This window comes from Microbacterium sp. NPDC089695 (genome assembly GCF_044749085.1).
Taxonomy (GTDB): domain Bacteria; phylum Actinomycetota; class Actinomycetes; order Actinomycetales; family Microbacteriaceae; genus Microbacterium.
The window spans coordinates 372,452-396,450 of sequence record NZ_JBIVHG010000001.1 but is presented as its reverse complement, the minus strand read 5'-3'; the positions used below and the strand labels follow the sequence as shown (position 1 = coordinate 396,450).

Here is a 23,999-nt window from a genome sequence, read left to right as displayed (position 1 = left end):
GATGCGGGGCCTTATCGGTGCCGTCCTCCGTCGCGAGGGGGAGCTGAAGCCCAGGAGGCGTACGGCGCGGCACCCCACCGAGGGGGAGGCCGTGAGGCCGCCCCGCTCGGCGACGGCGACGACGTGCGCTCTGGGAAAGCCTGCACTGGGGAATGCCTGGTGTCGTCGACTGCGTTCACGCTACGACCCCCGGAGTCAGCGCGCTGAAATGTCACTACGCACTCAGCGGTGATGTCCTGGGTTCAGCGACGACCGGTATGTCACTGAGTGAGGTCTGGCATTGCGGTGCTCTCGGCACCTACCATGACAGCGATGAGTGATGCTCCGAACTTCCGAAGGCTCCGCCCGCGAACTCTGATCCGCGATCAGGTCTTCAACCGGCTTGCCAACGACATCGTTTCCGGACGTCTGCAACCGCTCGAGGAGATCCGGGATGCGGACCTGCAGGCGGAGTACGGTGTGTCTCGCACGCCGATCCGGGAGGCGATGATCCGACTCGCCGATCTCGACCTGATCGAGTTGAGTTCGAACAGGTTCACCCGCGTCGCGCCCATCGATCTGCAGCTTCAGTTGCAGCGCACCGAAGCCGCCCACGCTCTGATCGGACACTCTGCGCTCCAACTCGCGCCACGGATCACTGATGAGGAACTCGCTGAGCTGTCTCGACTCCTGAACGTGATCCGCGCCTTCGACACCGGCGACTTCGCGAAGCACGAAGGGCTCGTGCTCTGGTACGACTTCTACGAGGCCATCGTTCGCATGGCCGGAAACAGTGTGATCTACACGTTGCTACGCGAACAGCTCGGACTGCATCTCCTGCGGTCGGTGCTGAAGGCGCGCATGCCCGACGACATGATCGCGTACCTGGAGCGGTACGTCGACGAGATCGAATCGACGTTCGCCCGGCGCGATGGCCACGCGGCCCGAGACCTCATCATCAACGCGTTCACCGTGACGGTGACGGCCCCGATGCTGCGCGCGATCGAACTGCACGCGGCAGAGCAGAAGCACGCATGGAGTGCGCACGTCGCGCATCCGAATGGCGACGTCGGAGACCAGGGATCATGACTGACGGGCGCATCGAATGGGTGCGCGGTGACGACGACGGGGAGCCGCAGCCGATTCACTCCCTGTCGCAACGCGACGTCGTCGTCGACGCGTTCCTCGCTGCCATCGACAACGGGACCCTCGCGCCCGGCGAGAAGCTCACGGTCTCGACTCTGGCGAAGCAATTCGGCGTGGCGGCGGCCACCGTCCGCGAAGCACTGGCCGCGCTCAACACGCTGAACCTCGTGGAAGAGCAGCCGAACCGCCCCTCTCGCATCGTCACGCCGACCCCGAAGTGGTACGTCGCGATGGCGGCGGAGTGCGCCGGCCTGTCCATCGCAGCGACCGACCTGGGTATCGCGAACGCGACAGACGAGGAGCGGGAGGCCTTCGCCGATCACGCAGCTCGAGCCCGAGCAGCCTGGATGGCTCCGACCGTCGACCAGCTCTCCGCGTCCGCTGCGGTCTGGGATCTGATCCAACTGCTCGCCGACTGGTCAGGCAACAGGCACATCGCCCGCCTCCACGAAGAGAAGCGTCATGCGCTCGCCTTCGGCATCGCGCACCTCACCCGTCCCCGCAACGCCAAGATGCTGATCTCCGCTGTTGAGGCGCTCTCCGTCGCCGTGCGGATGGGAGACCGCGACGAAGGGGTCGACATCGTCCGCGACCTCTACGCTTTCGTCACTGTGCCCTTCCTCGAGAACGACTCACGGATCAACTGATACATCAGCTTGCAGGGTGCCACGGCGTCGCGCGCTCGACGCTTACCCTGACTGCCGATGAGCGACAATCCCCAGTTCCAGCGACTTCGACCACGCACGTTGATCCGCGAGCAGGTCTTCGACCGCATCGCCCGCGACATCGTGTCCGGGCGGCTGCAGCCGATGGACGAGATCTGCGCGAGCGATCTGCAAGCCGAGTTCGGGGTGTCGCGCACTCCGATTCGCGAGGCGCTCCTGCGACTCGCGCACCTGGGCCTGATCGACATCAGCGCGAACCGGTACACGCGGGTCGCGCCGATCGACCCGACCCTCCAACGGGAGCGTATGGGCGCGGCGCACGCTCTGATCGGTCACTGCGCCCGCCACCTCGCCGCCGACGCTGCGACTGATGCTCTCGCGGGCCTCTGCCGCTCTCGCGACGGCGTCCACGAACTCGAGGGGCGAGAACTCGTCGAGATCGCCGGCCTGACGCGGTGGTATCGATTCTTCGAGCAGATCGTGGTGCTGACGGGCAACAACGTCGTGCACGCTCTGCTCCGGGACCACCTCGGGCTGCACCTGTTGCGCTCGGTGGCGGCCGCACGGCTGCCCGAGGCGGCCGCGACGCGTCTGCGTGAGGATGTCGACCGTGTTCTCGCGGCCATCCTGGCCGGGGATGGCGACGCGGCGCAGAGCGGCGTCATCGAAGCCCTCGACATCTCGCGATGAAGAGATGCCGACCCCGCGAACGGAGAACGGCAGCGGCCCTCGCCGAAAACCCTGCGAACACCCGAACGTCCGCTGAACCCGGGCCGCTGCCTCGTCCAGCTTGGAACCATCGATCCGGACCCGCCGGAACCTCGCACACCGATGTATCGGCATCGGTTGATGCCGCGCCGGTTCGAGACGTCGCGCATCTCGCAAAGTGAAATTTTAGCGTGCTAATCCATCACCGGTCATGCTCGTGTGTTGTCCGGCGAAACCGTCGCCACAGCTTTCACACGAAGGAAAATCCCATGCAGAAGAACACCCGTAAGCGTTCGCTCATCGCCGGTGGTATCGCCGCCGTCCTCGTCGCCGGCGTGACCGCCGGTGGTGCACTCGTGACGCGCGACAGCACCATCTTCAACAACGTCTTCGGTGCGGTCGCCGCTCCGGCGAACCCGGCCGAGATGACCGTCGCCGGTCCCTCGATGACGTACGACTTCACCGGCGCGCAGTCCGGCGAGTCGAAGTTCGAGTACTACACGGTCGCGAACAAGTCGGCCACGAACAAGCTGAAGTTCAACGTCTCGGCGCTGCCGCAGTCGCAGAACGCCAACGTCCTGAAGCTCATGGCGAACCTCGACACCCGCATCGTCGTGAACGGCACGACCATCGAGACCGGCAAGCTCGACAAGATGAACATCCCGACCGCGCAGCTCCCCGAGCTCGCCGCGAACAAGGACGTCACCGTCCGCGTCGAGGTCTACATCAAGGACGCCGCCGCGTTCAAGGCCGCGAACATCCCGGTCGGCACGCAGCTCACGGTCGACTTCCTCTACAACAGCATCTTCAGCTGATCCGAGAAGAACTCCGGTGGGCCGAGGTCCGTCCTCGGCCCACCCCACGGGGCCCGAAACCCCGCCGAACCCCTCACGCCGAAAGCCTCCCATGAAGACTCTCATCATCATCTGGCGCGTGCTTGCGAGCATCGCGCTGCTCACCCTCGTCTCCCCGTTCGTCTGGGAGCGTGTGACCGGCGACTACTTCATGGTGGTCACGGGCGAATCCATGCTCCCGACCTACGAGATCGGCGACGTGCTCGCCGTGCAGCGCCCCCAGGGCGACGAGCTGCGCGTCGACGGGAACATCGTCGTCGTCACCATGACCCCCGGCGATAAGGACACCCAGTACGTGCACCGCGTGCTGTCGCACACCGACACCGACGCGATCCTCAAGGGCGACGGCAACGAGCGGCAGGATCCCTCGCCGGTCACGCAGGACCTCGTCATGGGTTCTCCCCGGTTCGCCCTCCAGGGGCCGGTCGCTGACGCGTTCCGATTCATCGAGAGCTGGGGCGGTCGGATCGGCATCGCCGCAGTGATGCTTCCCGCCTTCGTCGTGTCCGCTCGACGCGGCTCCCGGCCCTCCCGCACGAATGTCACACCCGACGTCGAGCTCGCAACCGTCTGAGCCGACCACACCCCCGCAGAGAGCCACTCCCATGATTAAGAAGATCCGCAAACGCGCGCTCGTCGCGGGCGGTGTCGCTGCCATGCTCGTCGCTGGTGTGTCCACCGGCGGTGCGCTGGTCACGCGTGACAGCACTGTCTTCGACAACGTCTTCGGCGTGGCCTCAGTGCCGGTGTACCTCGCCGTCAGCGGCACACCGCTGACGGCGACGTTCAGCGGTGTGATCGACGGCGAGTATGCGTACGAGTATTTCGATCTGCGTAACGTGACCTCTGACCGTGATGTGAAGTACGACGTCGCCGCACGACTGGTGTCGGAGACTCCCGAGACGCTGAAGCTGATGGCAGCACTCCACACGCGGATCGTCCGTGGAACGACGACGGTGGAGACGGGGCCCCTGAACGCGATGTCGATCCCTGAAGCGAGCCGAACAGTGCTCACCGCCGCGACGACGGACGAGATTCGTGTCGAGGTCTACATCAAGGATGCCGCGGCCTTCCAAGCCGCGGGCATCGCCGATGGCACGAGCCTCACCGTCGACTTCCGGTTCGACCACCTGCCCGCCACTCCGTGACCGTCACTTCCTGCCGCGCCAACGAGAAAGTACATCGCTCATGAACAAGGCCGTGAGAACCACCGCCGCAGCGCTCGGCGCCCTGTGCGCGACCGGAGCCATTCTCCTCGCCGCTGCGACGGCGACAGCCGCCAGCGGGAGCTCTGGGGACCGTGCTCAACCGACGTCCGCCGGATCCAGCGATGGGGTGGTGACCGACACGACCGGTGGAGATACCGGTGGTCTCATCGTCTCTCCGCGTACCGCGCTGTTCGACGTGCGCCTGTATGCCGGCGAAAGCGAACAGCGTCGGGCGACGCTGACCAACGCCAGCTCCGAGCCGGTTCTCGTTCACCTCTCCTCGACCGTAACGGACCACTGGGGCCCGACCGGGTCCACGGACCAGATCATGTTCGCCGCGTCCACTGGCGACTGCCCCACGACCCACGATGTCGCCCTCACGAGCGGGCAGAGCATCGAGCACGGACGCCTCGAACCCGGCGAGACTCGTGACATCTGCATCTCCGTCGCGCTGCTCCCCGACGCGACCGACGCGCCGGCCGGGATCGCCACGGCAGATCTGCAGTTCGAATCCATCGCCATCGGGGAACACCTCGCCGAGACCGGTACGGGAATCCCCGCGCTCGCGCTCGGCATTGCCGGAGCGACTCTTCTCGCCGGTGCCATGCTCGCAGGAACGCGAAAGAAGACAGACAATGCTTGATGCTTTCACCCGTCGCCGGGTAGGACTCCCGGCCACGCGCGCCAGCCGAATCATCGCAGCCGTGCTCGCCGCGCTCACGATTCTGTCCACCGCGCCAGTCATGACGCCGGTCGACGCGACCGAGTTCCCGCCGGAAGCCATCATCGAAGGCAACACCATCGGCCTCGACTACTCGAAGAAGACGCCGATGTCGCTGTTCGCCGGGCAGAACGACCGCGGACAAGCGGGCACCGGTTCGGGCGGAGTCATGACCAACTACTCCGCCGTCGACTACCAGGCGATGGTGCCCGCAGATGAGAAGATCATCAAGCGCGTGCACTACAACCTCGTCAGCTTCGTCATCACCGACAAAGGCAGCGTCTACTCCTGGGGCACGGATCGCAATGGCCTGACGGGGTTCGGAGCGTCTAACAGCGCGAGCCTTCTCCCGCAGAAGATCAGATTCGGGAGTACATACGCAGCCACCTCGCGCGTCGTCGACATCGTCGTCAGCACGCGTGCCGCCTACGCACTCACCGAGAACGGCAGCGTGGTCGCGTGGGGAACCGCGACGCACGGCGCCCTCGGCACCGGGGCCACCAGTGGGGTTCACACTCCGGCGAATGTGACGACCAACGTCGACGCCATCTTTCCCGTCACGACGGGCGCGTGGTTCCGCATGAAGTCGGGCGAACTGCTCGGCGTGGGGAACTCCCGATACTCCCTTCTCGACCGTTTCGACACGGAAGGAGTACCCGTCGCGCGCCCTTCCGCGCTCAGGCAGGCCTTGCCGTTTTCCGCGTCTCAGCTGGCAGAGACCCGCGTCACCGGCCGACAGTTCGACAACATCCTGGACTTCAAGTCTTTCGGGGCCGTAGCGCGTCTTACCGATGGTTCGGTCTACACCTGGGGAATCGACTCACGGGGTGACGGATTCCTCGGTCACGGGTACGGTGTGGAGTCCAAGATCATCCCGACGCAGATTCCTGGGCTCGCGGATGTCGTGGAGGTCGTGTCCAACGATTATCGAGGCAGTGTCGCAGTGCTCACCGCCTCGGGCAAAGTGTTCGGGTGGGGAAACGATGACTACCTGACCCTGGGGGTGGGAGGCCGGGGCAACATGTGGTCACCGTTCCCTGTCAATGACGTCCCGCCGATTCAGCGCCTCGATATGGGCTGGACATCCGTGATCGCGGTCGCCGAGGACGGATCGCTCTGGGGTTGGGGCATCTCCAAGGACAGCAACTTCGGCTCGAGTGTCCCTGCTGGAAGGTTGAAGTTCCCGGTGGAGGTCTCGCGCGACATCCCCCCGCTCGACCGTTCGGTCGTCACCGACGTCCATGCCGCCGCCAGTGACACACGACTCGACGTCGTGGTCAACGGCACGGCGGCCGACCGGCCCACCCGCCCCACGCTCCCGCGAGCACAGGACGACGTCGCGGAGGCTGAGGACGCGTCGTCGATGCCGTTGACGTTCACGGAAAGCCGATACGAGAACGTCATCGATGACGCGCTCGCGGTCACAGGCACGGCACAGCCTGGTGCCGACGTCACCCTCCACACGGAGAAGGTCTGCACAGGCACCTCCGACACCGCGCCGGCCGAGTCGAAAGATCCTGAGGAGCAGGCCTGCGAACAGACGGGGACTGACGAACTCGCCGTCGTGACCGCCGACGACGACGGCAGATGGTCTCTGACGCTCCCTCAGGGCGTGGCGGTCGATGTCATCCGCCTCACGGCGACCCTCGGGGACGACACTGCAGACGCACTCGTCGAACAAGTGAATGACTCGGTCGACGTCCGCGTGTCGGCGAAGCAATCGGCCGACGGTTACGACCTCACTCTTCGCGGCGATGCCGACCTCGAAGGTGTGCGTCTTCGGGTCGGCGATCTCCCCGTCGAGATCACGGAGGGCGACGACGGCGGATGGCGCGCGGTCATCTCCGCGAACGACGCACCCGTCTGCGTGCAGGTGACGGTCGACGGCCAGGTTCGCGTCCTCTGGGTGGTCGGAGCCGAGCTCGCGGCCGGGATGCCATAATCGCACCATGCCCGTGCCTTCCTCCTCAGCAAAGGTCGCCCGTCGGCTGCTCCGCGACGAGGCCGCGGACTCGATCCGCGCGGCGATCCTCGACGGCACGCTGAAGCCCGGGGAGACGCTCGAGGATTCTGCGCTCATGACCTGGCTCGGAGTATCCCGCACCCCGGTGCGCGACGCGCTCGTTCGGCTCCAGTTCGAAGGGCTCGTCGTCATCAGTCCGCAGTCGGGAACACGCGTGGCGACCGTGACCGCGGAGGAGGTCGAGGAGAGCCTCCAGGCCATCGGCGGCGTCATCGGCGCGGTGATCCGCGTCACCGTCGGCGAGCTCGACGCGGCGACGCGAGAACGACTCGTCGCGCTGGTGCAGGGTTCCATCGACGCGGCACGCGCCCGCGACGTCGAAACGCACATGCACGCAACCCTCCGCCTCTACGACGCACTCCTCGAGCTGTGCCCCAACAGCGTGCTCGTCGACATCGCCCGCAACTCCGTCATCCCACTCACCTTCCGCTACCGCGCCGTGTTCACGACCCGCGTGCCCAACTGGGACCTCCTCATCGCGGGGTGGGGCAAGGTCAAGCACGGCCTCAACTCAGGCGACAACGTTCTCACCGAACTCGCCTTCGAAGAACTGCACCGGCTTCCGCTTCCCGATCTGCAATGGGACCCCGCCACCTGGGACGCAGCAGCTAACGCCGAGTAGCGGCGACGCACACGGGAAGACGCCATCCATGCGCCAGGATGATGGCGTGGAGAATCGTGTGAGCGTGTGGGGCCGAGCCTGGTTCGCGGGCGTGGCCGTCGTCGTGTTCGTCGGGTTCGTGCTGCAGTTCTACCTCCTGTTCACGGGCGGTGCCGATGCGAACTCCGGTGACGCCGGCAACACGATCCCGCTCGGAGTGCGGTTCGTGCGGCTGTTCAGCTTCTTCACCGTGCAGAGCAACCTGTTCGTCCTGATCGCGGCGTTGCTCCTGGCGATTCGGGGCACGCTTGGCCGGGTCGGACGTGTGGTCTATCTCGATGCGCTGTTGGGGATCATCGTCACGGGTGCGGCGTTCAGCTTCATCCTCGATCCGGACCTGCAGCTGCGGGGTGTGGCGGCCGTCGTGACCGCCCTCTTCCACAACGTGTCTCCGATCGCGATGGCGCTCGGATGGCTGCTGTGGGGTCCGCGTCGTCAGTGGACGTGGAAGATCATCCCGCTGGCGTTCATCTGGCCGGTCGCGTGGCTCGTCGGGACCTTCGTCCGTGGCGCGATCACGGGATGGTACCCGTACCTGTTCCTCGACGTCCCGAAGGTCGGACTCGGTGCCGCGCTCGCCGGCGCGGGGATGATCGTGGTCTTCACGATCATCCTCACTGCGATCCTGCTCGCCGTGGATCGACGGCTGCCGCGGGTGCCGTTCGGGCTGCGTTCCCGCCCGTAGCCGTCGAGTCGTGAACTCTCACCCGTGCGCGATGAGCTCCAGCGCGATCACCGCGGCTCCGAGCACGGCTTCGGCGCCGAGAACGACGAGTCGCTGCCACCAGGGGAGTCGCACGCGCCGGATCGCGAGGTAGCCGATCACGATCAGCGTTCCCAGCAGCACCCACATCGCGGCGGTGAGCGCGCCGGTCAGGCTCCACCAGTCGAGAGCGGCCCCGCCGAGCGTGAGCAGCGGTACGGGGAGCACCGCGAGAGCGCTCGCCGACGTGCCGATCATGTCGCGGGTCTCCGCCGCGGTCGGCAGATGCTGGTGCACGGCGATGTGTGAGACGAAGTCGGCCACGAATACCGCGAGCGCGGTGCCGAGCACCGAGATGGTGAGGGTGGTGGCTGCGCCGCCGACGGTCAAGTCGGCGCTGTGCGACAGCATCGCGAGCACGACGGCGAGGGCGGTGAAGGTGACGTAGACGCGCTCTTTCAGGGCCGCGGCACGCAGCTGCGGGCTCTGTTCGCGTGGCGGCTGCGGGCGTGCATTCATCGTGCGCCGCCGGTCGATCTCAGCAGCAACGGCACGACCTGCAGGGCGCCTTCGTAGAGGAGGGAGTTCATGACGACAGTCTGGTCCGTGACCCCGCCCCGTGTCAGTCCTCGCCGTCGAAGAACCCGCCGTCCAGCAGCCAGTTGTAGCGCAGACGCAACGCCCGCTCGGTGCTGGCGACGAGCGCGCCCACGACGAGGGAGATGTTGAGCCACGCGGGCAGGTGGATCGGACTCTCGAACGTGCCGATCGCGTCGGCGACGGGCGGGATGTGGGTGATCTGCTCGATGATCTGCGGGATGCCGAGAACGAGGGCGACCACGAGCACGAAGATCGACACGGCTCCGATCGCGCGGCTCACGCCCGGGGCGCGGCGATGGAGTCGCGCCCGCCAGCCCTCGGCGGAGGAGGCGTCGGGGGAGAGCGCGCGCTCCGTGCCGTCATCGGCGACGTAGTGGCAGCGCTTGAGCCCGTAGCCGCTCGCCGCGACCTCGATCACCCCACCGGTCACGGCGAACGCCGCCGGGAGCTTCGATCGCGCCTGGTTGACGCCGTCGCGGTAGAGTTGCGCCCGCACGACGCCGTTCTCGTCGCCGCCGTGACGCACGTCGACCGACCAGGTCTGGAGGACGCCGTCGGGCCCGACGATCCTCAGATGGAACAGCGACCGGGAGAACGGCTGCCACCACCGGTAGCGCTGCAGTTCGTGGCCGTCGCCGGGCTTCGCGCGGCGCGCCGCGCGTCGTCTGCTGCTCTCGGAAGCCATGTCCGACGACCCTAACAACTCCGGAGACGACGATGAAAGGGGCGTCTCCGTCTACAGCTCGACGGGCGGCTGCGGCTCGCTCTCGGCGACCTCGGGGTGCCGCGCCAGGTTGACGACGGCGGCGATCAGGCCGCCCCACACGGTGACCATGGCGATGACCATCATGACGATCGCGACGGGGGTCATGCCTCGCTCCTCTCGCTCGCGGCGGATGCCGTCGGCACGGCGGCGGTCTCGGGGTCGGGCTGGTACTCCTCGCTGGCGAGGAACTCGTCGTAGTCGGGGTCGTCCTTCGCGTGCGAGTGCGCACCCCAGGGCAGTGCCGCGAGCAGCAGCCCGAGCACGACGAGGGCGATGACCATGCCCCAGCCGAACACCCCGAGGAACCAGTCGGGGTAGCCGCCGTAGGGCTCGGTGATCTTCGACACGAGCTCGCTGATCAGCAGGTACCCGAGCACGAGCGGCGCGAGCACGCCCACCAGCAGCTTCCAGATACGACCGACGCGGAAGCTGGAGCGCCGATCGAGATGCTCGGCCAGCGCGGGGAGCTTGTGCAGCAGCCAGGCGACGACCACGACCGCGACGAGCGCGACGGCCATGATGCCGAACGCGTTGACGAACGCATCCGTCGTGTCGAGCACCGACAGCGCGGTGGTGGTCGAGAACAGCGCCATGGAGATGACCGCGAGGGGGATGGTGACCATGAGGGTCGTGCGCACCCGTCGCCAGCCCAGTTTGTCCTGCAATGCCGCGACGATGACCTCGAGGATCGAGATGAGCGAGGTGATGCCGGCGAACACCAGCGCGCCGAAGAACAGCACCCCGATGATGGACCCGCCGGTGGCCTGCGACACGATCGTCGGGAACGCCACGAAGGCGAGCCCGATGCCCGACGACGCGACGCCGTCGACGTCGACGCCCTGCGCCTGCGCCATGAAGCCGAGCGCGGCGAAGACGCCGATGCCCGCGAGGATCTCGAAGCCGGAGTTCGCGAAGCCGACGACGAGGCCGGAGCCGGTGAGGTCGGTCTTGCGCTTCAGGTACGACGAGTAGGTGACCATGATGCCGAACGCCACCGACAGCGAGAAGAAGATGTGGCCGTAGGCGGAGGCCCAGACGGCCGGGTCGCCGAGCGCCTGCCAGTCAGGGGTGAAGAACGCGTTCAGCCCCTGCATGGCTCCGGGCAGGAACAGCGACTGCACGACGAGCACGGCGAACATGACCGTGAGCAGCGGCATGAGGATCATGTTGGCCGCGCCGATGCCGCGCTTGACGCCGAGGGCCATGATGACGATCACGAGCAGCCAGACGACGACAAGCGGGATGCCGACCTGCGGCACGAATTCGCCCGACAGGCCGACCTCGGCGACGTCGGCCGAGCGGAGGAAGTCGGTGAAGAAGAAGTCCTCCTCGTTGCCCGCTCCCCAGGTCAGCTGCGCCGAGAACCACGTGTACATGCCCGCCCACGCCACGATGACGGCGTAGTACACGGCGATCACGACGCAGATCAGCACCTGCCACCATCCGAGCGGCTCGGCGGCGCGGTGCATGCGTCGGAACGCGAGCGGAGCGGAGCCGCGGTAGCGGTGCCCGATCGCGTAGTCGAGGAACAGCAGCGGGATGCCGGCGGTCAGCAGCGCGCACAGGTACGGGATCAGGAATGCGCCGCCGCCGCCCTCGTACGCGACGTACGGGAAGCGCCAGATGTTGCCGAGGCCCACCGCGGATCCGATCGCGGAGAGGATGAAGACGTTCCGCGAGCCGAAGGCCTCGCGTTTCGGGGTCTGCGTCGTAGCGGCCATGCCCGGCACTCTACCGGTGAGGGCGTCTGCGTCCGTATTCTCGGAGGTGGGGGATGCTGACGGAAGGACAGGCGATGGAGCACGTCGACACGATCGTGGTGGGGGCGGGCGTCTCGGGGCTCAGCGCGGCGCGACTGCTGGCGGATGCCGGGCAGCGCGTCGTGGTGCTGGAGGCGCGGGACCGCGTGGGCGGCCGGGTGCACACCGATCGCTCGGGCGCAGCGACGGATCTCGGAGCGTCGTGGATCCACGGTGTCACCGACAGCCCCGTGGCGGCGGCAGCCGCCGCGTTCGGCATGCCGACGGTCGAGTTCACGGTCGGCGGCTACCAGCCCGACAGTCGCCCGATCGCCTACTACGGTCCTGACGGATCGCGGCTGGACGACGACGCGGCGCGGGCCTTCGCCGACGACGTGCACGCGGTGGATGCGACCTTGCGCACGGTGATCGCGGACTCCGCCCCCGACGCCTCGTACCGCGACGTGACCGAGGCCGCTCTGGCTCGGCAGGGGTGGGATGCCGACCGCGTGCAGCGCGTGCGCGAGTACCTCGAGCACCGCTCGGAGGAGCAGTACGGCGCCTGGATCGACGACCTCGCCGCGCATGGGCTCGACGACGACTCGATCGACGGCGACGAGGTCGTCTTCCCCGAGGGGTACGACGTGCTGCCGACCCGGCTCGCGGAGGGTCTCGACGTGCGCCTCGGCCATGCGGTCACCGCGGTCGACCGCCGTGACGGCATCCGCATCCACACCGCTCAGGGGGAGTTCGCGGCGGATGCCGCCGTCGTGACGGTCCCGGTCGGGGTGCTGCGCTCCGGCTCGATCGAGGTCATCCCGCCGCTGCCTCCCGTGAACGCCGAGGCGCTGTCGCGTCTGGAGATGAACGCCTTCGAGAAGGTGTTCCTGCGCTTCGGCGAGCGGTTCTGGGACGACGGCGTCTACGCGATCCGGCAGCAGGGGCCCGAGGCGCGATGGTGGCATTCCTGGTACGACCTCACGGCCCTGCACGGCGAGCCCACGCTGCTCACGTTCGCGGCGGGCCCGGCCGCCCACGGCATCCGCGACTGGTCGGACGACGAGGTCGTCGAGTCGGTGCTGGCGCCGTTGCGGCGCCTGTTCGGCGACGGGGTGCCGCAGCCGGTCGGCATGCACCGCACCCACTGGCAGGACGACCCCTGGTCGCACGGCTCCTACGCCTTCATGACGCTCGGCTCGACGACGTCCGACCACGACGACCTCGCGACGCCGATCGACGGCATCCTGCATCTGGCCGGCGAGGCGACCTGGACCGACGACCCCGCCACGGTGCCCGCCGCGATGTTCTCGGGGCACCGGGCCGCTGAGCGGGTGCTGGGACGCGAGGTGCCGATCGACCGGCTCTGGGCGCACGCCTGACCCGGGGTCCGCTCGCGACTTATCCACAGCCGGATCCGACTGAACCAGACGGCATCCGCTCTCGTGGTACTCCTGTGACGTGACCGGAGCGTCATCAGGATCGGGAGCGGATTCCGCATGCGACAGGCTCGGGCCCAGGCCCTGCGCGACGTGCACGAGAGGCACGCCGCTCCGCTGTGGCGCTACGTCATGTCGCTCACGGGCGACGCGGCCGAGGCCGACGATGTCGTGCAGGAGACGCTGATCCGCGCGTGGAAGGCGAAGGGGATCCTCGACGATCCGCCCGAGAAGCTCGGAGGACGGCTGTTCACGGTCGCACGCAACCTCGTGATCGACCGCGTGCGCAGCGCGCAGCGCCGGCACGAGCACACGGCGGTCGACCAGCCCGACCGGCCGATCTCGGATCGCGTCGACCAGATGTTCGACGCGATGCTGCTGCAGGAGGCGCTCGCCGCGGTGAGCACGCTGCACCGCGAGGTGATCGTGCGCGCCTACTTCGGTTCGATGACGACCGTCGAGCTCGCCGAGGAGCTGCAGATCGCCGAGGGCACCGTGAAGTCGCGGCTGCACTACGGTCTGCGCGCGCTGCGTCTGGCGCTGCAGGAGAGAGGGGTGAGCAGATGAACCACGAACGCGGAGGCGTCGACGCCGAGCACCGACGGATGGCCGAGTGGGATGCCGCGTACGTGCTGGGAGCTCTCACGCCGACCGATCGGCGTCTGTTCGAGCAGCACATGCAGGGATGCGCGATATGCCGGGATGCCGTCGGCGAGCTCGCCGGGATGCCGGGCCTGCTCGCGCGCGCAGGAGCAGCATCGCTCGTCGCCGCCCCGGAGGTGCCTGACCCACCGCACGATCTCCTGTCACGCACGGTCGACCGCATCGACCGTGCGCGGTCGCAGCGCACGCGCCGCACGATCATCGCGGGTCTGACGGCCGCGGCCGTCGTCGTCGCCGCGGTGGCCGTGCCCATCGCGCTGACCACGGACCCGCCGGATGCCGCGGTGGCGTTCGGGCTCACGGCATCCACGGGGATGACGGTCGACCTCGAGTTCCACGACGTCGAGTGGGGGACCCGCATCGTGGTCGACTGCGACTACCCGTCCGGGAGCGACTGGCGGGACGACGACGGTCTGTGGTCGTACGCGCTCGTGCTCACCGACGACGACGGCACGGCCACCACGGTCGCGAGCTGGCTGGCCGTGCCGGGCGGGAGCATGTCGCTCGACGCGGCCTCATCGCTGCGCGTCGACGAGATCGCCTCCGTGTCGATCCTCACGGGCGACGGCGACGTGCTCCTCGAGGAGTCACTGGGCGGCTGACCCCGCTCATCGCGATCACAGGCTTCTGCCGCTAGATTGAGGGTGCGCCGTCCGCCGGACGACCGACCTCCACACGACCCCCAGGAAGAGACCTGTGAGCCGTCACCGCCCTGCCCCTGATCAGGAGGGTCGATCTACCGACCCCTTCGTCTTCGTGCGAGGGGGTGAGTTCGGATGCTGGAGGCAGTGCTGACACTGCTGCTCGGCGTGCTGCTGACGCTGGCGATCATCGCCGCGTGCGGCTTCTTCGTCGCGCAGGAGTTCGCCTACATGTCGGTCGACAGATCGCGCATGGCGGCCCTCGCCGAGAAGGGCGACGCGCAGGCCAAACGCGTCCTCGCGATCACGAAGCGCACCTCGTTCATGCTCTCGGGCGCCCAGCTCGGCATCACGGTCACCGGCCTCCTCATCGGCTACGTCGCGGAGCCGCTGATCGGCGCCTCCATCGGCACACTGCTCGGCGGCGTCGGCATCCCCACCGGGGTGTCGGTGCTGATCGGCACGACCGGAGCGCTGCTGCTCGCCACGATCGTCACGATGATCTTCGGCGAGCTGTACCCGAAGAACCTCGCGATCGCGAGCCCCGAGCCCCTCGCCCGCGCGCTCGCGCTGCCGACGCGCATCTACCTCGCGGCGTTCGGCTGGCTCATCACGGTGTTCGACGTCGCCGCGAACGCGCTGCTGCGACTCGTGCGCATCGAGCCCTTGGAAGACGTCGACGAGAGCGCCACGGCGCGCGACCTCGAGGCGATCGTCGAGGAGTCCCGCGTGAGCGGCGACCTGCCCGATGACCTGTCGATCATCATCGACCGGATGCTCGACTTCCCCGAGCGCGACGTCGAGCACGCCATGGTCCCGCGGTCGAAGGTCGACACGGTCGCCCCCGAGACGACCGTCGCCGAGGTGCGCGAGCTCATGTCCACGGGCCACACCCGCTACCCGGTGATCGGCGACGAGGACATCCCCGTCGGCGTCGTCGAGCTCATCGACCTGCTGCGTCTCGCCCCGGGCGGCGGCACCCCGGTCGGCGACGTCATGCGCCCACCCGTCATCCTCCCGACCGCGATGCGCCTGCCGCTCGCGCTCGACCGTATGCGCCAGACCCGCAACGAGCTGGCGTGCGTGGTCGACGAGTACGGCAACTTCGACGGCATCCTCACGATCGAGGACCTCACGGAGGAGGTCGTCGGCGAGATCGAGGACGAGCACGACCCGGATGCCGTGGTCGTGGCGAGCGGTGAGGACGGCTGGACTCTCGCGGGCGACGTGCACCTCGACGAGATCGAGCGCCTGATCGGGCACGACTTCGCACCCGACGACGACGCCGAGACCATCGCGGGTCTCGTGGTCAGCGTGCACGGCGATCTGCCCGCAGAGGGCGAGGTCGTGCGCATCGACCTGCCCGCGAAGGCGGCCGAGACCGTGCAGGGCATCGAGATCGACCGCCGGCTCGACGTGCGGATCGTCGAGGTCGCGCGTCACGTTCCCGCCGTCGTGCACATCGCGCTCGTCGAGACGGAACGCGGTCATGACGCGGAGCGCGGCCAGGAGCCGGGCGCCGGGACGACAGAGGAGGTGGCCCGATGAGCTGGTGGATGGTCACCCTGATCACGACGCTGCTGATCGTCGCGAGCGCCTTCTTCGTCATCGTCGAGTTCGCCCTGCTCGCCGCGCGGCGGCACCGGCTCGAGGCCGAGGCCGACACGAGCGCCGCGGCGCGGTCGGCGCTGCGCGGCCTCAACGAGCTCACGGTCATGCTCGCGTTCGCCCAGCTGGGCATCACGGCGTGCACGTTCCTGCTCGGCGCGATCACGAAGCCCGCGATCGACTACGCGCTGTCGCCCGTGTTCGAGGCGTGGGGGCTGCCGTACGTCGCCGCCGACATCATCGCGTTCATGCTCGCCCTCATCGTGGTGACGTTCCTGCACCTCGTGATCGGCGAGATGGCGCCCAAGTCGTGGGCGATCGCGCACCCCGAGACCGCGGCGAAGGCCACGAGCATCCTTGCCCGCGCTCTCACCTGGCCGCTGCGGCCGTTCCTGCTGTGGATCAACCGCATCGCGAACCGTCTGGTGAAGGCGTCGGGCGTCGAACCGGTCGAGAAGGCCGCGGCCGGCGGGCAGGACGTCGACACGATCCGTGAGCTCGTCGCGCACTCGAGCGCGGCGGGAACGCTCGAGGTCGAGTACTCCGAGCCGATCGTGCGGGCGATCTCGCTGCAGTCGCTCACGGTCGGCGAGATCGTGCGCACGGACACCGCGCCGACCGCCGTCGCGACATCCGCGACCGTGGCCGACGTGCAGGCCGTGGCCGCCGCGTCGGGTCACCTGCGGATCCTCGTGGGGGAGGGCGCCGGTGTGCGCGTCGTGCACGTGCGCGACACCCTCCCGCTCGATGCGGGTACGCCGGTCGCCGACATCGCACGCGCCGCGACCACGGTCGCGTCGGGTCTCACGGCCTACGACACGCTGAGCCGCATGCGTCGCGAGCACGTGCAGCTCGCCGTGGTCGTCGACGGCGAGACCATGCTCGGCGTCGTGACCCTCGACGACCTGCTCCGGGAGCTCCTGCCCGCGACCGTGTGACGCGGGCGATCCGTCGGTGCGCCGGCGGGGTCAGGCGTCGAGCCGACCCCGCCGGTGCCGTCGGCTGCCGATCGCGAGCAGGGTGCCGCCGACGAGTGCGGCGACGAGCGATCCCGTCAGCACCCCGATCTTGACGTGCTCGTCGGCGACGGAAGCGCTGCCGAACGCGAGTTCGCCGATCAGCAGCGACACCGTGAAGCCGATCCCGGCGACGAACGACATGCCGATCAGATCGAACCACCGGAGGCTCGGGTCTCGGCGCAGCGCGGGGATGCGTCCGACGGCGAGGGTGGTGAGCAGGATGCCGATCGGCTTGCCGAGCACGAGGCCCAACATGATGCCGAGCGTGATCGGATCGGCGAACGCCGAGCGCAGACCGTCGACGCCGCCGATCGCGACCCCGGCGGAGAAGAACGCGAACACGGGCACGGCGAACAGGGTCGCGACCACGCCCCATCGGTCGGCCCAGTGCGGGGCGAGGCCCTCGCGCTCGACCTCGCCGTCGTGCCGCACGAGCACGTGCGCGCGGTCGGTCGGTCGCACCGGCACTGTGAACGCGAGGAGTACGCCGGCGACGGTGGCGTGCACTCCCGAGGCGTGCACGAGCGCCCAGGTCGCGACCGCGAGCGGCAGCAGGATCCACCAGGAGCGGATGCCGCGCTGGGCCGCGATCGCGAAGGCCGCGAGGGGCAGGAGTGCGAGGCCGAGCCACACCAGCTCGATGCTGTCGGTGTAGACCGTCGCGATGATCGTGATCGCGATGAGGTCGTCGACGACGGCCAGGGTCAGCAGGAACACCCGCAACGAGGGCGGCAGGAACCTGCCGACGACGGCGATCACGGCGACCGCGAAGGCGATGTCCGTCGCGGTGGGGATCGCCCATCCTCGTGCGGCATCGGCTCCGCTCCCGGCGGTGATCAGGAGGAAGATGAGGGCCGGGGTGATCACCCCGCCGATCGCCGCGGCGACGGGGAGGGTGGCCGCGCGGGGATCGCGGAGGCGTCCGGTGGTGAACTCCTCCTTGAGCTCCAGGCCGACGACGAAGAAGAAGATCGCGAGCAGGCCGTCGGCCGCCCACGCCCCGACGCTGAGGTCGAGGTGCAGGGCCGCCGGACCGAACCTGACATCGCGCAGGGCGGTGTACCACTCTGCGGCGGGCCCGTTGGCGAGGATCAGCGCGGCGACGGTCGCGGTGAGGAGCAGCACGCCGGCGGTGACGTCGCTGCGGACGGTGGAACGGATGCCGCGCCACAGCTCGTGGCGGGCGACGGGAAGACGGGACGGTGAAGACGACGAAGACATGGTGGGACCTCGGGTGAAGGGTGACACGGACACGCGTGCGCACGCCGAGGGACGGCGGCGCGTCAGTGCCGTGGCGGCGGGCAGCCCGCGATCTCGCCGTGCGAGAGGGTGCCCCACACGCTCGTCCACCCGTTGGTCCCCGGGTGCATGACGACCTTCGCCCAGGATGCCATCGGCGTGGCCGACGGCAGCTCTCGCGGGGCGCGCACGGCGCCGGAGATCGCGAGGGAGGGCATGCGTCCAGCGTATCGCGCGGGTATGTGCGGCGCCTGTGGTGCAGGGGGCCGACCTGCCGGCGTCGAATCGATACGATGGAGGTTCCCGAGGTTTGTAACCTCTCCTTCCTTATCCCCCTGACGCCCGAGAGGCGGTCACGCGTGTCGCACGAGCAGCCGCCACGGCCCGAGGCGTCGGCCACGAGGTACATCCTCCGGTCGCGTCTGCTGCGCGGCGCCTTCCTGAGCCTCGTCGTCTCGGGGATCGGCATGTCGATCACCGCGCCGCAGATCACGCTGTTCCTCGTCGAGGAGCTGCACCTCACCGACTCGCAGGCGGGGCTGTACTTCCTCACGAACCTCGTCGCGCCGATCACCGGCTACATCGTCGGCTCGCTCTCCGACCGGATGGGATCGCGGCTGCTCGTGTTCCGCATCTCCGCGGTCGCGGGCTTCGTCGGCTGGGCGCTCATGGCCGTCGCGATGCAGGCGTGGATGCCGTTCGCGATCAACATGCTGCTGCTGAGCGCCGCCGGCGCCGGAGCCGCCCAGCTCCAGGCGGCCGTCCGTGACGAGCTCAACGCGAGGCCGACCCCGGCCGACAACAGCGTGATCGCCGTCATGCGCACCGCGATGGCGTTCGGATGGGTCGTCGGCCCCGTGCTGGGTGCCGTGCTCGGCGCGGCTCTCGGGCTGCGTCCGCTGCTGCTGCTCACGGGACTCAGCATCCTGCTCTCGATCGTTCCGCTGATCGGCGTGCGGACGCCGCCGGTGCGCGCGGAGCGCTCGTCGCCGATCCGTTCGGCCCCCGACGACCCGGCCGAGCTCGGTGCGGCCGCCACCGGCGCGACGATCGTCGCGGTGCGCCGCTCGATGGCCCCGCTGCTGCTGTTCACCGCGATCTACATCCTCATCATGTGCGGCGAGACCGTGAAGCTCGCGTACCTCCCGCTGTACATGGACAGGACGCTGGGGATGGATGCGGGGCTCCGCGGAGCCGTGATCGGCCTGCAGCCTCTCGTCGAGCTGCCGCTCATGCTGGTCGCAGCGAAGCTCGCCGACCGTGTCGGCGTCGTGCGCGTGCTGCTCGGCGGCGCGACGATGGCGGTCGGCGCGCACGTGGCCTACGCGTCGGCGGACGCGGTGGCGCAGCCGATCCTGCTGCTCATCCTCGGACAGCTGCTCATGGCCGGTGTCATCGCGACGTTCGGCGTGCTCGGCATCACGGTGGCGCAACGACTGCTGCCCGAGCGCGTCGGCACGGCATCCAGTGTCTTCCTCAGCTCCTACGCGCTCAACGCGGCGCTCGGCGGTTTCCTCGGCAGCGTCGGCGCCGCCTGGCTCGGGATGCCGCACCTCTTCTGGATCCCCGCCGGCATCGCCGCACTCGGCGCCGTCTCGCTCGTCGTGTTGAGCGCGGTGGTGCCGCTCGGGGCTCGGGGGACGGCGGCATCATGACCGACGGCCTTTGAGTACGAACGTACGCACCCTGCTAGAGTCGGGTCATGACCGACCATTTCGCAGGCGACCCCCGCACCAACCGGGAGCGGATGCTCGCGGGCGACCTCTACATCGGCGACGACCCCGAGCTGGCGGCCCGCAGTGCGAGGGCCGCCCGACTGGCTGACCTGTACGAGCGGCAGACCCTGTCGGGCGACCCGGCGGCACGGGGGTGGCTCGAAGACCTGATCGGCGATCTCGGTGAGGGCGTCGTCATCCGTCCGCCGCTGCACGTCGACTACGGCGACCACATCTCGATCGGCGCCCGCACCTTCGTCAACCTCGGACTCACGGCCCTCGACGTCGCCCGCATCACGATCGGCGCCGACTGTCAGATCGGTCCGAACGTGCAGCTGCTCACGCCGACGCATCCGATCGATCCCGATCTGCGCCGCGACAAGCTCGAGGCAGCCGAGCCGATCGTGATCGGCGACAACGTGTGGCTCGGCGGGGGAGTGATCGTGTGCCCCGGCGTCACGATCGGCGACCACAGCGTGATCGGCGCCGGATCGGTGGTGACGCGCGACATCCCGGCGAACGTCGTGGCGGTGGGGAGTCCCGCCCGCGTGGTGCGATCGATCGAGGCATCGCATGACTGAATCACCGGGCGCGGGCAGCCGCAGCGGGCGCAAGAACGACCCGGAACGTCGCGATCGCATCATCGCGGCGTGCCTCGACGTCATCGCCGAGTCGGGTGTCGCCGGCGCATCGCATCGCCGCATCGCGCAGGCCGCGGGTGTGCCTCTGGGGTCGATGACGTATCACTTCGACGGCATCGACGAGCTGCTGTTCGAGTCGTTCACACTGTTCTCGCACACGATCAGCGAGCGCTTCGAGACCCGGATGGCCTCCGCGGTCGGCGCCGAGGAGGCCCGCGCCGCCGTGGTCGAGATCATCCACGGCGACGTGTTCGGCGACGCGCGGGAGCTCGTCCTGTCGCACGAGCTGTACACGCTCGCCGCACGCGAGCCCGCCTACCGCGCGCTCACCACGGCGTGGATGCGACGCAGCAGGGCCGCGCTCGAGCGCCATTTCGACCACGACACCGCCCGACTGCTCGACGCCATGATCGAGGGGATCTCGATCCACCGTGCGCTCGACGAGGAGCCGCGCGACCCGGGCGAGGTCGCCGAGGCGGTCGCGCGCATCACCCGCGCGCGGTAGTCGCGTCTCGGGTGGGCGGGTGCTCTCGCGGTAGGTACCGGCACACCGCGGACGTCGGATGCCCGTGCGGCGTCCGATCCTGAGCCGGTGCTCCGCCCGGGCCGGCGCCCCTGCTCCGTGTGCATCCTCGCCGGTGGGAGACTGGACCTCGAGGTCTCGGGTGGAGTTTTTCGGGTTCGGGACTAGACCCAAATCCAATACTATGTAAAATACTATTTGATTCGGAACGCGATCGAAGGACGAAGATGACCACAGTTCTGTACACGGGAGGCACCGGCCGCATGGGGCGGGTGATCCGAGAAGGCCTCGCCGGCCGCTACGACCGCGTCGTCCTGTTCACGCGTCACTCCCCGGAGGAGCCGTTGCACCCGGGGGAGGAGGTCGTGATCGGCGACCTCGCCGACCTCGACGGCCTCACCGCGGCCGCGACGGACGTCGACGTCATCGTGCACCTCGGCGGCATCGCCGACGAATCCACCTACGAGAGCATCCGCGCCTCGAACATCGACGGCACCCAGCACGTGTACGAGGCGGCGCGGCGGGCCGGAGTACGCCGTGTCGTCTACGCGAGCTCCAACCACGTGATCGGCTTCCACGACGCGACGACCGTGCTCGACGAGAGCGCCCCGCTGCGTCCCGACACGTTCTACGGCGTCTCGAAGGCCTTCGGCGAGGCGCTCGCCAGCCTCTATCACGACAAGTGGGGCGTCGAATCGGTGCTGCTGCGCATCGGCACGTTCCGCCCCGAACCCGAAGACGCCCGCCAGCTCGCGCTGTGGCTCAGCTGGCGCGACGGCATCGAGCTCGTCCGGTGCGCGATCGAGAACGGCCCGGTGGGCTGTCAGGTCGTCTACGGATGCTCCGCCAACAGCGACTCGTGGTGGGACGGCACCGCCGGTTGGGCCGCGATCGGCTACGCGCCGCAGGACGACGCCGCCGACCATGCCGACGGGATCGACACCGATGCCCCGGCACCGCGCCGGCACGGGGGCGCCTTCACCGCCGCCGACTACGAGGGAGGAATCTGGTGACCGCCACGCAGAACCACGAGGCGCCGCGCACCGACGTCCTCATCACGACCGCGTTCCTCGCACCCGGCGACGAGGTCGACGCCCTGCTGCACGACGCCGGTCTCGCGACCCGGCACGAGCCCGAGCTCGACACCCTCCCCGTCGAGGAGCGCGCCGCCGTGCTCGCGGGCGTCCGCGCCATCATCGCCGGCACCCGGCCGCTCGGCGCCGACGACCTCATCGCCGCCGACGACCTGCAGGTCGTCGTGCGCACCGGCGTCGGCTACGACAGCGTCGACGTCGACACGGCGACGCGACGCGGCATCCCGGTCTGCATCACCGCCGGAGCCAACCGCCAGGCCGTCGCCGAACACGTCTTCGCGCTCATGCTCTCGTCGGCGCGACGCGTTTCCGAGAACATCCGCAACCTCGCGGACGGCCGCTGGAACCAGCTCACCGGACGGGAGCTGCGCGGGGCGACCCTCGGCATCCTCGGTCTCGGTTCGATCGGCAAGGCCGTCGCGACGATCGCGCGCGGCTTCGGCATGCACGTCGCGGCGTACGACCCCTACTTCGACGAGGAGTTCGCTGCGGCGAACGGCATCCGCCGGGCGACTCTCGACGAGGTGCTCGCGGAGTCGGACTTCGTGACCCTGCACCTGTTCCTCGACGACTCCACGCGCAACCTCATCGACGCCGACCGCCTCGCACTCATGAAGGACGACGCGATCCTCATCAACACCGCACGCGGAGGGATCATCGACGAGGACGCGCTCGTGGATGCCGTGGAGCGCGGCGTCATCGGCGGCGCCGCCCTCGACGTGTTCGCTCAGGAGCCGTTGCCCGCCGACAGCGCGCTGTTGCACACGCCCGGCATCCTCGCGACCACCCATGTCGCCGGCGCCACGCGTGAGGCGCGCGGCGAATCCGGCCGCATCGCCGCCGCCACCGTGATCGCGGTGCTCGGCGGGGGAGAGCCGCCGTTCGTGGTGAACCCCGAGCACCGCGCCGTGGCGCACCGCGCGGTCGAGTCGCGGGAGGTGCCGGCGTGATCTCGCTGTTCAGCGGCCTGGTCGTCAAGCAGGCGCTCGAAGAGACCGTGATCCCCGCGTTCGAGCGGGCGACGGGAGAGCGCGTCGCCACGACGTTCGAGCCCACCACCGTGCTGCTCGACCGCATCGCCGCGGGCGAGCGCCCCGACCTGCTGCTCGGGGTGTCGTCGTCGGTGCGCGAGCTCGCGGAGCAGGGCGTGCTCGATCCCGCGCAAGTGGCCGACATCGCGGTGTCGGCGGTCGGCTTCGCCCGGCTCCCCGAGAGCCCCGCACCCGCCGACGACGGGGAGGCCGCCTTCGTCGAGTACCTCCGGGCGGCGCCCGCGGTCGCCTACACGCTGAGCGGAGCGAGCGGACTGCACTTCATGTCCGTGCTGCGCGAGCGCGACCTGCTCGACGAGATCGACGAGAGAGCCGTGCGATTCCCGTCCGGGCTCACGGCCGAGGCCGTCATCGACGGACGGGCGACCGTCGCGATCCAGCAGATCAGCGAGCTGCGCGCGGTCGCCGGCCCCCACGTCGTCGCACCACTGCCGCAGGCTCTGCAGTCGTACGGGCGCTTCGCGATCGGCGTACGGGCCGAGGCACCAGCCGCGTCGGTGTTCGCCGAGAACCTCCTGCAGCCTGCGGCCCGTCGCGCCTTCGCGGACATCGGCCTCAGCGCTCCCTGACGGCATCCGTCCACCGACATCCCCTC

Annotated in this window: 27 protein-coding genes; 21 read left to right on the top strand and 6 right to left on the bottom strand. The window is 69.0% G+C overall.

Annotation, left to right across the window (positions count from 1 at the left end):
- Positions 1 to 312 precede the first annotated feature (312 nt).
- From ACIPYT_RS02030 to ACIPYT_RS01985, 10 genes are all read left to right on the top strand, one after another.
- A complete protein-coding gene (locus ACIPYT_RS02030; RefSeq protein ID WP_401070103.1) occupies positions 313 to 1,068 on the top strand; it encodes a GntR family transcriptional regulator in 756 nt (251 codons plus the stop codon).
- Positions 1,065 to 1,772, top strand: coding sequence for a GntR family transcriptional regulator (locus ACIPYT_RS02025; protein WP_401070100.1), 708 nt, complete (start codon positions 1,065 to 1,067; stop codon positions 1,770 to 1,772). Before ACIPYT_RS02030 ends, ACIPYT_RS02025 begins: the two co-directional genes overlap by 4 nt.
- Before the next feature lie 57 nt (positions 1,773 to 1,829).
- Entirely contained in the window at positions 1,830 to 2,480 is a 651-nt protein-coding gene (locus ACIPYT_RS02020; protein ID WP_401070097.1) for a GntR family transcriptional regulator, read from the top strand.
- Between the two features lie 287 nt (positions 2,481 to 2,767).
- The gene (locus ACIPYT_RS02015; RefSeq protein ID WP_401070094.1) at positions 2,768 to 3,313 is read left to right on the top strand and encodes a hypothetical protein; all 546 of its coding nucleotides are present in this window, start codon (positions 2,768 to 2,770) and stop codon (positions 3,311 to 3,313) included.
- A 91-nt stretch (positions 3,314 to 3,404) separates the two neighbouring features.
- Entirely contained in the window at positions 3,405 to 3,926 is a 522-nt protein-coding gene (locus ACIPYT_RS02010) for a S26 family signal peptidase (RefSeq protein WP_401070091.1), read from the top strand.
- A 31-nt stretch (positions 3,927 to 3,957) separates the two neighbouring features.
- Positions 3,958 to 4,500 (top strand): hypothetical protein, encoded by a 543-nt coding sequence (locus ACIPYT_RS02005; protein WP_401070088.1) that lies wholly within the window; start codon positions 3,958 to 3,960, stop codon positions 4,498 to 4,500.
- 190 nt (positions 4,501 to 4,690) lie between these two features.
- Positions 4,691 to 5,203: an LPXTG cell wall anchor domain-containing protein gene (locus tag ACIPYT_RS02000; protein ID WP_401070086.1), complete on the top strand. Its 513-nt coding sequence runs from the start codon at positions 4,691 to 4,693 to the stop codon at positions 5,201 to 5,203.
- The gene (locus ACIPYT_RS01995) at positions 5,136 to 7,223 is read left to right on the top strand and encodes an RCC1 domain-containing protein (RefSeq protein WP_401070084.1); all 2,088 of its coding nucleotides are present in this window, start codon (positions 5,136 to 5,138) and stop codon (positions 7,221 to 7,223) included. Before ACIPYT_RS02000 ends, ACIPYT_RS01995 begins: the two co-directional genes overlap by 68 nt.
- A 7-nt stretch (positions 7,224 to 7,230) precedes the next feature.
- Complete coding sequence (locus ACIPYT_RS01990; RefSeq protein ID WP_401070081.1) at positions 7,231 to 7,926, top strand: GntR family transcriptional regulator; 696 nt, start codon at positions 7,231 to 7,233, stop codon at positions 7,924 to 7,926.
- Positions 7,927 to 7,972: 46 nt separating this feature from the next.
- Positions 7,973 to 8,650: a Pr6Pr family membrane protein gene (locus ACIPYT_RS01985; RefSeq protein WP_401070079.1), complete on the top strand. Its 678-nt coding sequence runs from the start codon at positions 7,973 to 7,975 to the stop codon at positions 8,648 to 8,650.
- An 18-nt stretch (positions 8,651 to 8,668) separates the two neighbouring features.
- Here ACIPYT_RS01985 and ACIPYT_RS01980 read toward each other — a convergent pair whose 3' ends face one another.
- The 4 genes from ACIPYT_RS01980 to ACIPYT_RS01965 all read right to left on the bottom strand — a co-directional run bounded on the left by ACIPYT_RS01980 (position 8,669) and on the right by ACIPYT_RS01965 (position 11,755).
- A complete protein-coding gene (locus ACIPYT_RS01980; protein WP_401070076.1) occupies positions 8,669 to 9,187 on the bottom strand; it encodes a hypothetical protein in 519 nt (172 codons plus the stop codon).
- Between the two features lie 103 nt (positions 9,188 to 9,290).
- Positions 9,291 to 9,953 carry a hypothetical protein gene (locus ACIPYT_RS01975; RefSeq protein ID WP_401070073.1) on the bottom strand — a complete coding sequence of 221 codons (663 nt, stop codon included), beginning with the start codon at positions 9,951 to 9,953 and terminating at the stop codon, positions 9,291 to 9,293.
- 51 nt (positions 9,954 to 10,004) lie between these two features.
- Entirely contained in the window at positions 10,005 to 10,139 is a 135-nt protein-coding gene (locus tag ACIPYT_RS01970) for a methionine/alanine import family NSS transporter small subunit (protein WP_082297520.1), read from the bottom strand.
- Positions 10,136 to 11,755, bottom strand: a complete 1,620-nt coding sequence (locus tag ACIPYT_RS01965) for a sodium-dependent transporter (protein ID WP_401070070.1) — start codon at positions 11,753 to 11,755, stop codon at positions 10,136 to 10,138. Before ACIPYT_RS01965 ends, ACIPYT_RS01970 begins: the two co-directional genes overlap by 4 nt.
- A 74-nt stretch (positions 11,756 to 11,829) precedes the next feature.
- Here ACIPYT_RS01965 and ACIPYT_RS01960 point away from each other — a divergent pair, with 74 nt between their 5' ends.
- The 5 genes from ACIPYT_RS01960 (at position 11,830) to ACIPYT_RS01940 (ending at position 17,059) form a co-directional block, all read left to right on the top strand.
- The gene (locus tag ACIPYT_RS01960; protein ID WP_401074710.1) at positions 11,830 to 13,152 is read left to right on the top strand and encodes a flavin monoamine oxidase family protein; all 1,323 of its coding nucleotides are present in this window, start codon (positions 11,830 to 11,832) and stop codon (positions 13,150 to 13,152) included.
- Between the two features lie 117 nt (positions 13,153 to 13,269).
- On the top strand, positions 13,270 to 13,776 hold the full coding sequence (locus tag ACIPYT_RS01955) for a sigma-70 family RNA polymerase sigma factor (protein ID WP_401070067.1): 507 nt from the start codon (positions 13,270 to 13,272) through the stop codon (positions 13,774 to 13,776).
- Positions 13,773 to 14,474, top strand: a complete 702-nt coding sequence (locus ACIPYT_RS01950; protein ID WP_401070064.1) for a zf-HC2 domain-containing protein — start codon at positions 13,773 to 13,775, stop codon at positions 14,472 to 14,474. Before ACIPYT_RS01955 ends, ACIPYT_RS01950 begins: the two co-directional genes overlap by 4 nt.
- 174 nt (positions 14,475 to 14,648) lie before the next feature.
- Positions 14,649 to 16,061 carry a hemolysin family protein gene (locus ACIPYT_RS01945; protein WP_401070061.1) on the top strand — a complete coding sequence of 471 codons (1,413 nt, stop codon included), beginning with the start codon at positions 14,649 to 14,651 and terminating at the stop codon, positions 16,059 to 16,061.
- Positions 16,058 to 17,059: a CNNM domain-containing protein gene (locus tag ACIPYT_RS01940; RefSeq protein ID WP_401070058.1), complete on the top strand. Its 1,002-nt coding sequence runs from the start codon at positions 16,058 to 16,060 to the stop codon at positions 17,057 to 17,059. Before ACIPYT_RS01945 ends, ACIPYT_RS01940 begins: the two co-directional genes overlap by 4 nt.
- Before the next feature lie 30 nt (positions 17,060 to 17,089).
- On the opposite strand, the gene nhaA is transcribed toward ACIPYT_RS01940, so the two are convergent.
- The gene (gene nhaA / locus ACIPYT_RS01935) at positions 17,090 to 18,361 is read right to left on the bottom strand and encodes a Na+/H+ antiporter NhaA (protein ID WP_401070055.1); all 1,272 of its coding nucleotides are present in this window, start codon (positions 18,359 to 18,361) and stop codon (positions 17,090 to 17,092) included.
- A 62-nt stretch (positions 18,362 to 18,423) separates the two neighbouring features.
- Positions 18,424 to 18,597 (bottom strand): hypothetical protein, encoded by a 174-nt coding sequence (locus ACIPYT_RS01930; RefSeq protein ID WP_401070052.1) that lies wholly within the window; start codon positions 18,595 to 18,597, stop codon positions 18,424 to 18,426.
- 75 nt (positions 18,598 to 18,672) lie between these two features.
- Between ACIPYT_RS01930 and ACIPYT_RS01925 the strand changes: the two genes are divergently transcribed.
- The 6 genes from ACIPYT_RS01925 (at position 18,673) to ACIPYT_RS01900 (ending at position 23,973) form a co-directional block, all read left to right on the top strand.
- Positions 18,673 to 20,034 (top strand): MFS transporter, encoded by a 1,362-nt coding sequence (locus ACIPYT_RS01925; protein ID WP_401070049.1) that lies wholly within the window; start codon positions 18,673 to 18,675, stop codon positions 20,032 to 20,034.
- Between the two features lie 47 nt (positions 20,035 to 20,081).
- Positions 20,082 to 20,675 carry a sugar O-acetyltransferase gene (locus ACIPYT_RS01920; protein WP_401070046.1) on the top strand — a complete coding sequence of 198 codons (594 nt, stop codon included), beginning with the start codon at positions 20,082 to 20,084 and terminating at the stop codon, positions 20,673 to 20,675.
- Positions 20,668 to 21,240: a TetR/AcrR family transcriptional regulator gene (locus ACIPYT_RS01915; RefSeq protein WP_401070043.1), complete on the top strand. Its 573-nt coding sequence runs from the start codon at positions 20,668 to 20,670 to the stop codon at positions 21,238 to 21,240. Before ACIPYT_RS01920 ends, ACIPYT_RS01915 begins: the two co-directional genes overlap by 8 nt.
- 245 nt (positions 21,241 to 21,485) lie before the next feature.
- Entirely contained in the window at positions 21,486 to 22,271 is a 786-nt protein-coding gene (locus ACIPYT_RS01910; protein WP_401070040.1) for an NAD-dependent epimerase/dehydratase family protein, read from the top strand.
- Positions 22,268 to 23,302 carry a phosphoglycerate dehydrogenase gene (locus tag ACIPYT_RS01905; protein ID WP_401070038.1) on the top strand — a complete coding sequence of 345 codons (1,035 nt, stop codon included), beginning with the start codon at positions 22,268 to 22,270 and terminating at the stop codon, positions 23,300 to 23,302. The genes ACIPYT_RS01910 and ACIPYT_RS01905 overlap by 4 nt, the downstream gene beginning before the upstream one ends.
- Positions 23,299 to 23,973, top strand: coding sequence for a substrate-binding domain-containing protein (locus ACIPYT_RS01900; protein ID WP_401070035.1), 675 nt, complete (start codon positions 23,299 to 23,301; stop codon positions 23,971 to 23,973). Before ACIPYT_RS01905 ends, ACIPYT_RS01900 begins: the two co-directional genes overlap by 4 nt.
- The last annotated feature ends 26 nt before the right edge of the window (positions 23,974 to 23,999 follow it).

Excerpts from the sequence above, each read along its gene's own strand:
- ACIPYT_RS02030 (WP_401070103.1), top strand. The coding sequence starts at position 313 with ATGAGTGATGCTCCGAACTTCCGAAGGCTCCGCCCGCGAACTCTGATC.
- ACIPYT_RS02025 (WP_401070100.1), top strand. The coding sequence starts at position 1,065 with ATGACTGACGGGCGCATCGAATGGGTGCGCGGTGACGACGACGGGGAG.
- ACIPYT_RS02020 (WP_401070097.1), top strand. The coding sequence starts at position 1,830 with ATGAGCGACAATCCCCAGTTCCAGCGACTTCGACCACGCACGTTGATC.
- ACIPYT_RS02015 (WP_401070094.1), top strand. The coding sequence starts at position 2,768 with ATGCAGAAGAACACCCGTAAGCGTTCGCTCATCGCCGGTGGTATCGCC.
- ACIPYT_RS02010 (WP_401070091.1), top strand. The coding sequence starts at position 3,405 with ATGAAGACTCTCATCATCATCTGGCGCGTGCTTGCGAGCATCGCGCTG.
- ACIPYT_RS02005 (WP_401070088.1), top strand. The coding sequence starts at position 3,958 with ATGATTAAGAAGATCCGCAAACGCGCGCTCGTCGCGGGCGGTGTCGCT.
- ACIPYT_RS01990 (WP_401070081.1), top strand. The coding sequence starts at position 7,231 with ATGCCCGTGCCTTCCTCCTCAGCAAAGGTCGCCCGTCGGCTGCTCCGC.
- ACIPYT_RS01980 (WP_401070076.1), bottom strand. The coding sequence starts at position 9,187 with ATGAATGCACGCCCGCAGCCGCCACGCGAACAGAGCCCGCAGCTGCGT.
- ACIPYT_RS01975 (WP_401070073.1), bottom strand. The coding sequence starts at position 9,953 with ATGGCTTCCGAGAGCAGCAGACGACGCGCGGCGCGCCGCGCGAAGCCC.
- ACIPYT_RS01970 (WP_082297520.1), bottom strand. The coding sequence starts at position 10,139 with ATGACCCCCGTCGCGATCGTCATGATGGTCATCGCCATGGTCACCGTG.
- ACIPYT_RS01965 (WP_401070070.1), bottom strand. The coding sequence starts at position 11,755 with ATGGCCGCTACGACGCAGACCCCGAAACGCGAGGCCTTCGGCTCGCGG.
- ACIPYT_RS01960 (WP_401074710.1), top strand. The coding sequence starts at position 11,830 with ATGGAGCACGTCGACACGATCGTGGTGGGGGCGGGCGTCTCGGGGCTC.
- ACIPYT_RS01955 (WP_401070067.1), top strand. The coding sequence starts at position 13,270 with ATGCGACAGGCTCGGGCCCAGGCCCTGCGCGACGTGCACGAGAGGCAC.
- ACIPYT_RS01950 (WP_401070064.1), top strand. The coding sequence starts at position 13,773 with ATGAACCACGAACGCGGAGGCGTCGACGCCGAGCACCGACGGATGGCC.
- ACIPYT_RS01945 (WP_401070061.1), top strand. The coding sequence starts at position 14,649 with ATGCTGGAGGCAGTGCTGACACTGCTGCTCGGCGTGCTGCTGACGCTG.
- ACIPYT_RS01940 (WP_401070058.1), top strand. The coding sequence starts at position 16,058 with ATGAGCTGGTGGATGGTCACCCTGATCACGACGCTGCTGATCGTCGCG.
- nhaA (WP_401070055.1), bottom strand. The coding sequence starts at position 18,361 with ATGTCTTCGTCGTCTTCACCGTCCCGTCTTCCCGTCGCCCGCCACGAG.
- ACIPYT_RS01930 (WP_401070052.1), bottom strand. The coding sequence starts at position 18,597 with ATGCCCTCCCTCGCGATCTCCGGCGCCGTGCGCGCCCCGCGAGAGCTG.
- ACIPYT_RS01925 (WP_401070049.1), top strand. The coding sequence starts at position 18,673 with ATGGAGGTTCCCGAGGTTTGTAACCTCTCCTTCCTTATCCCCCTGACG.
- ACIPYT_RS01920 (WP_401070046.1), top strand. The coding sequence starts at position 20,082 with ATGACCGACCATTTCGCAGGCGACCCCCGCACCAACCGGGAGCGGATG.
- ACIPYT_RS01915 (WP_401070043.1), top strand. The coding sequence starts at position 20,668 with ATGACTGAATCACCGGGCGCGGGCAGCCGCAGCGGGCGCAAGAACGAC.
- ACIPYT_RS01910 (WP_401070040.1), top strand. The coding sequence starts at position 21,486 with ATGACCACAGTTCTGTACACGGGAGGCACCGGCCGCATGGGGCGGGTG.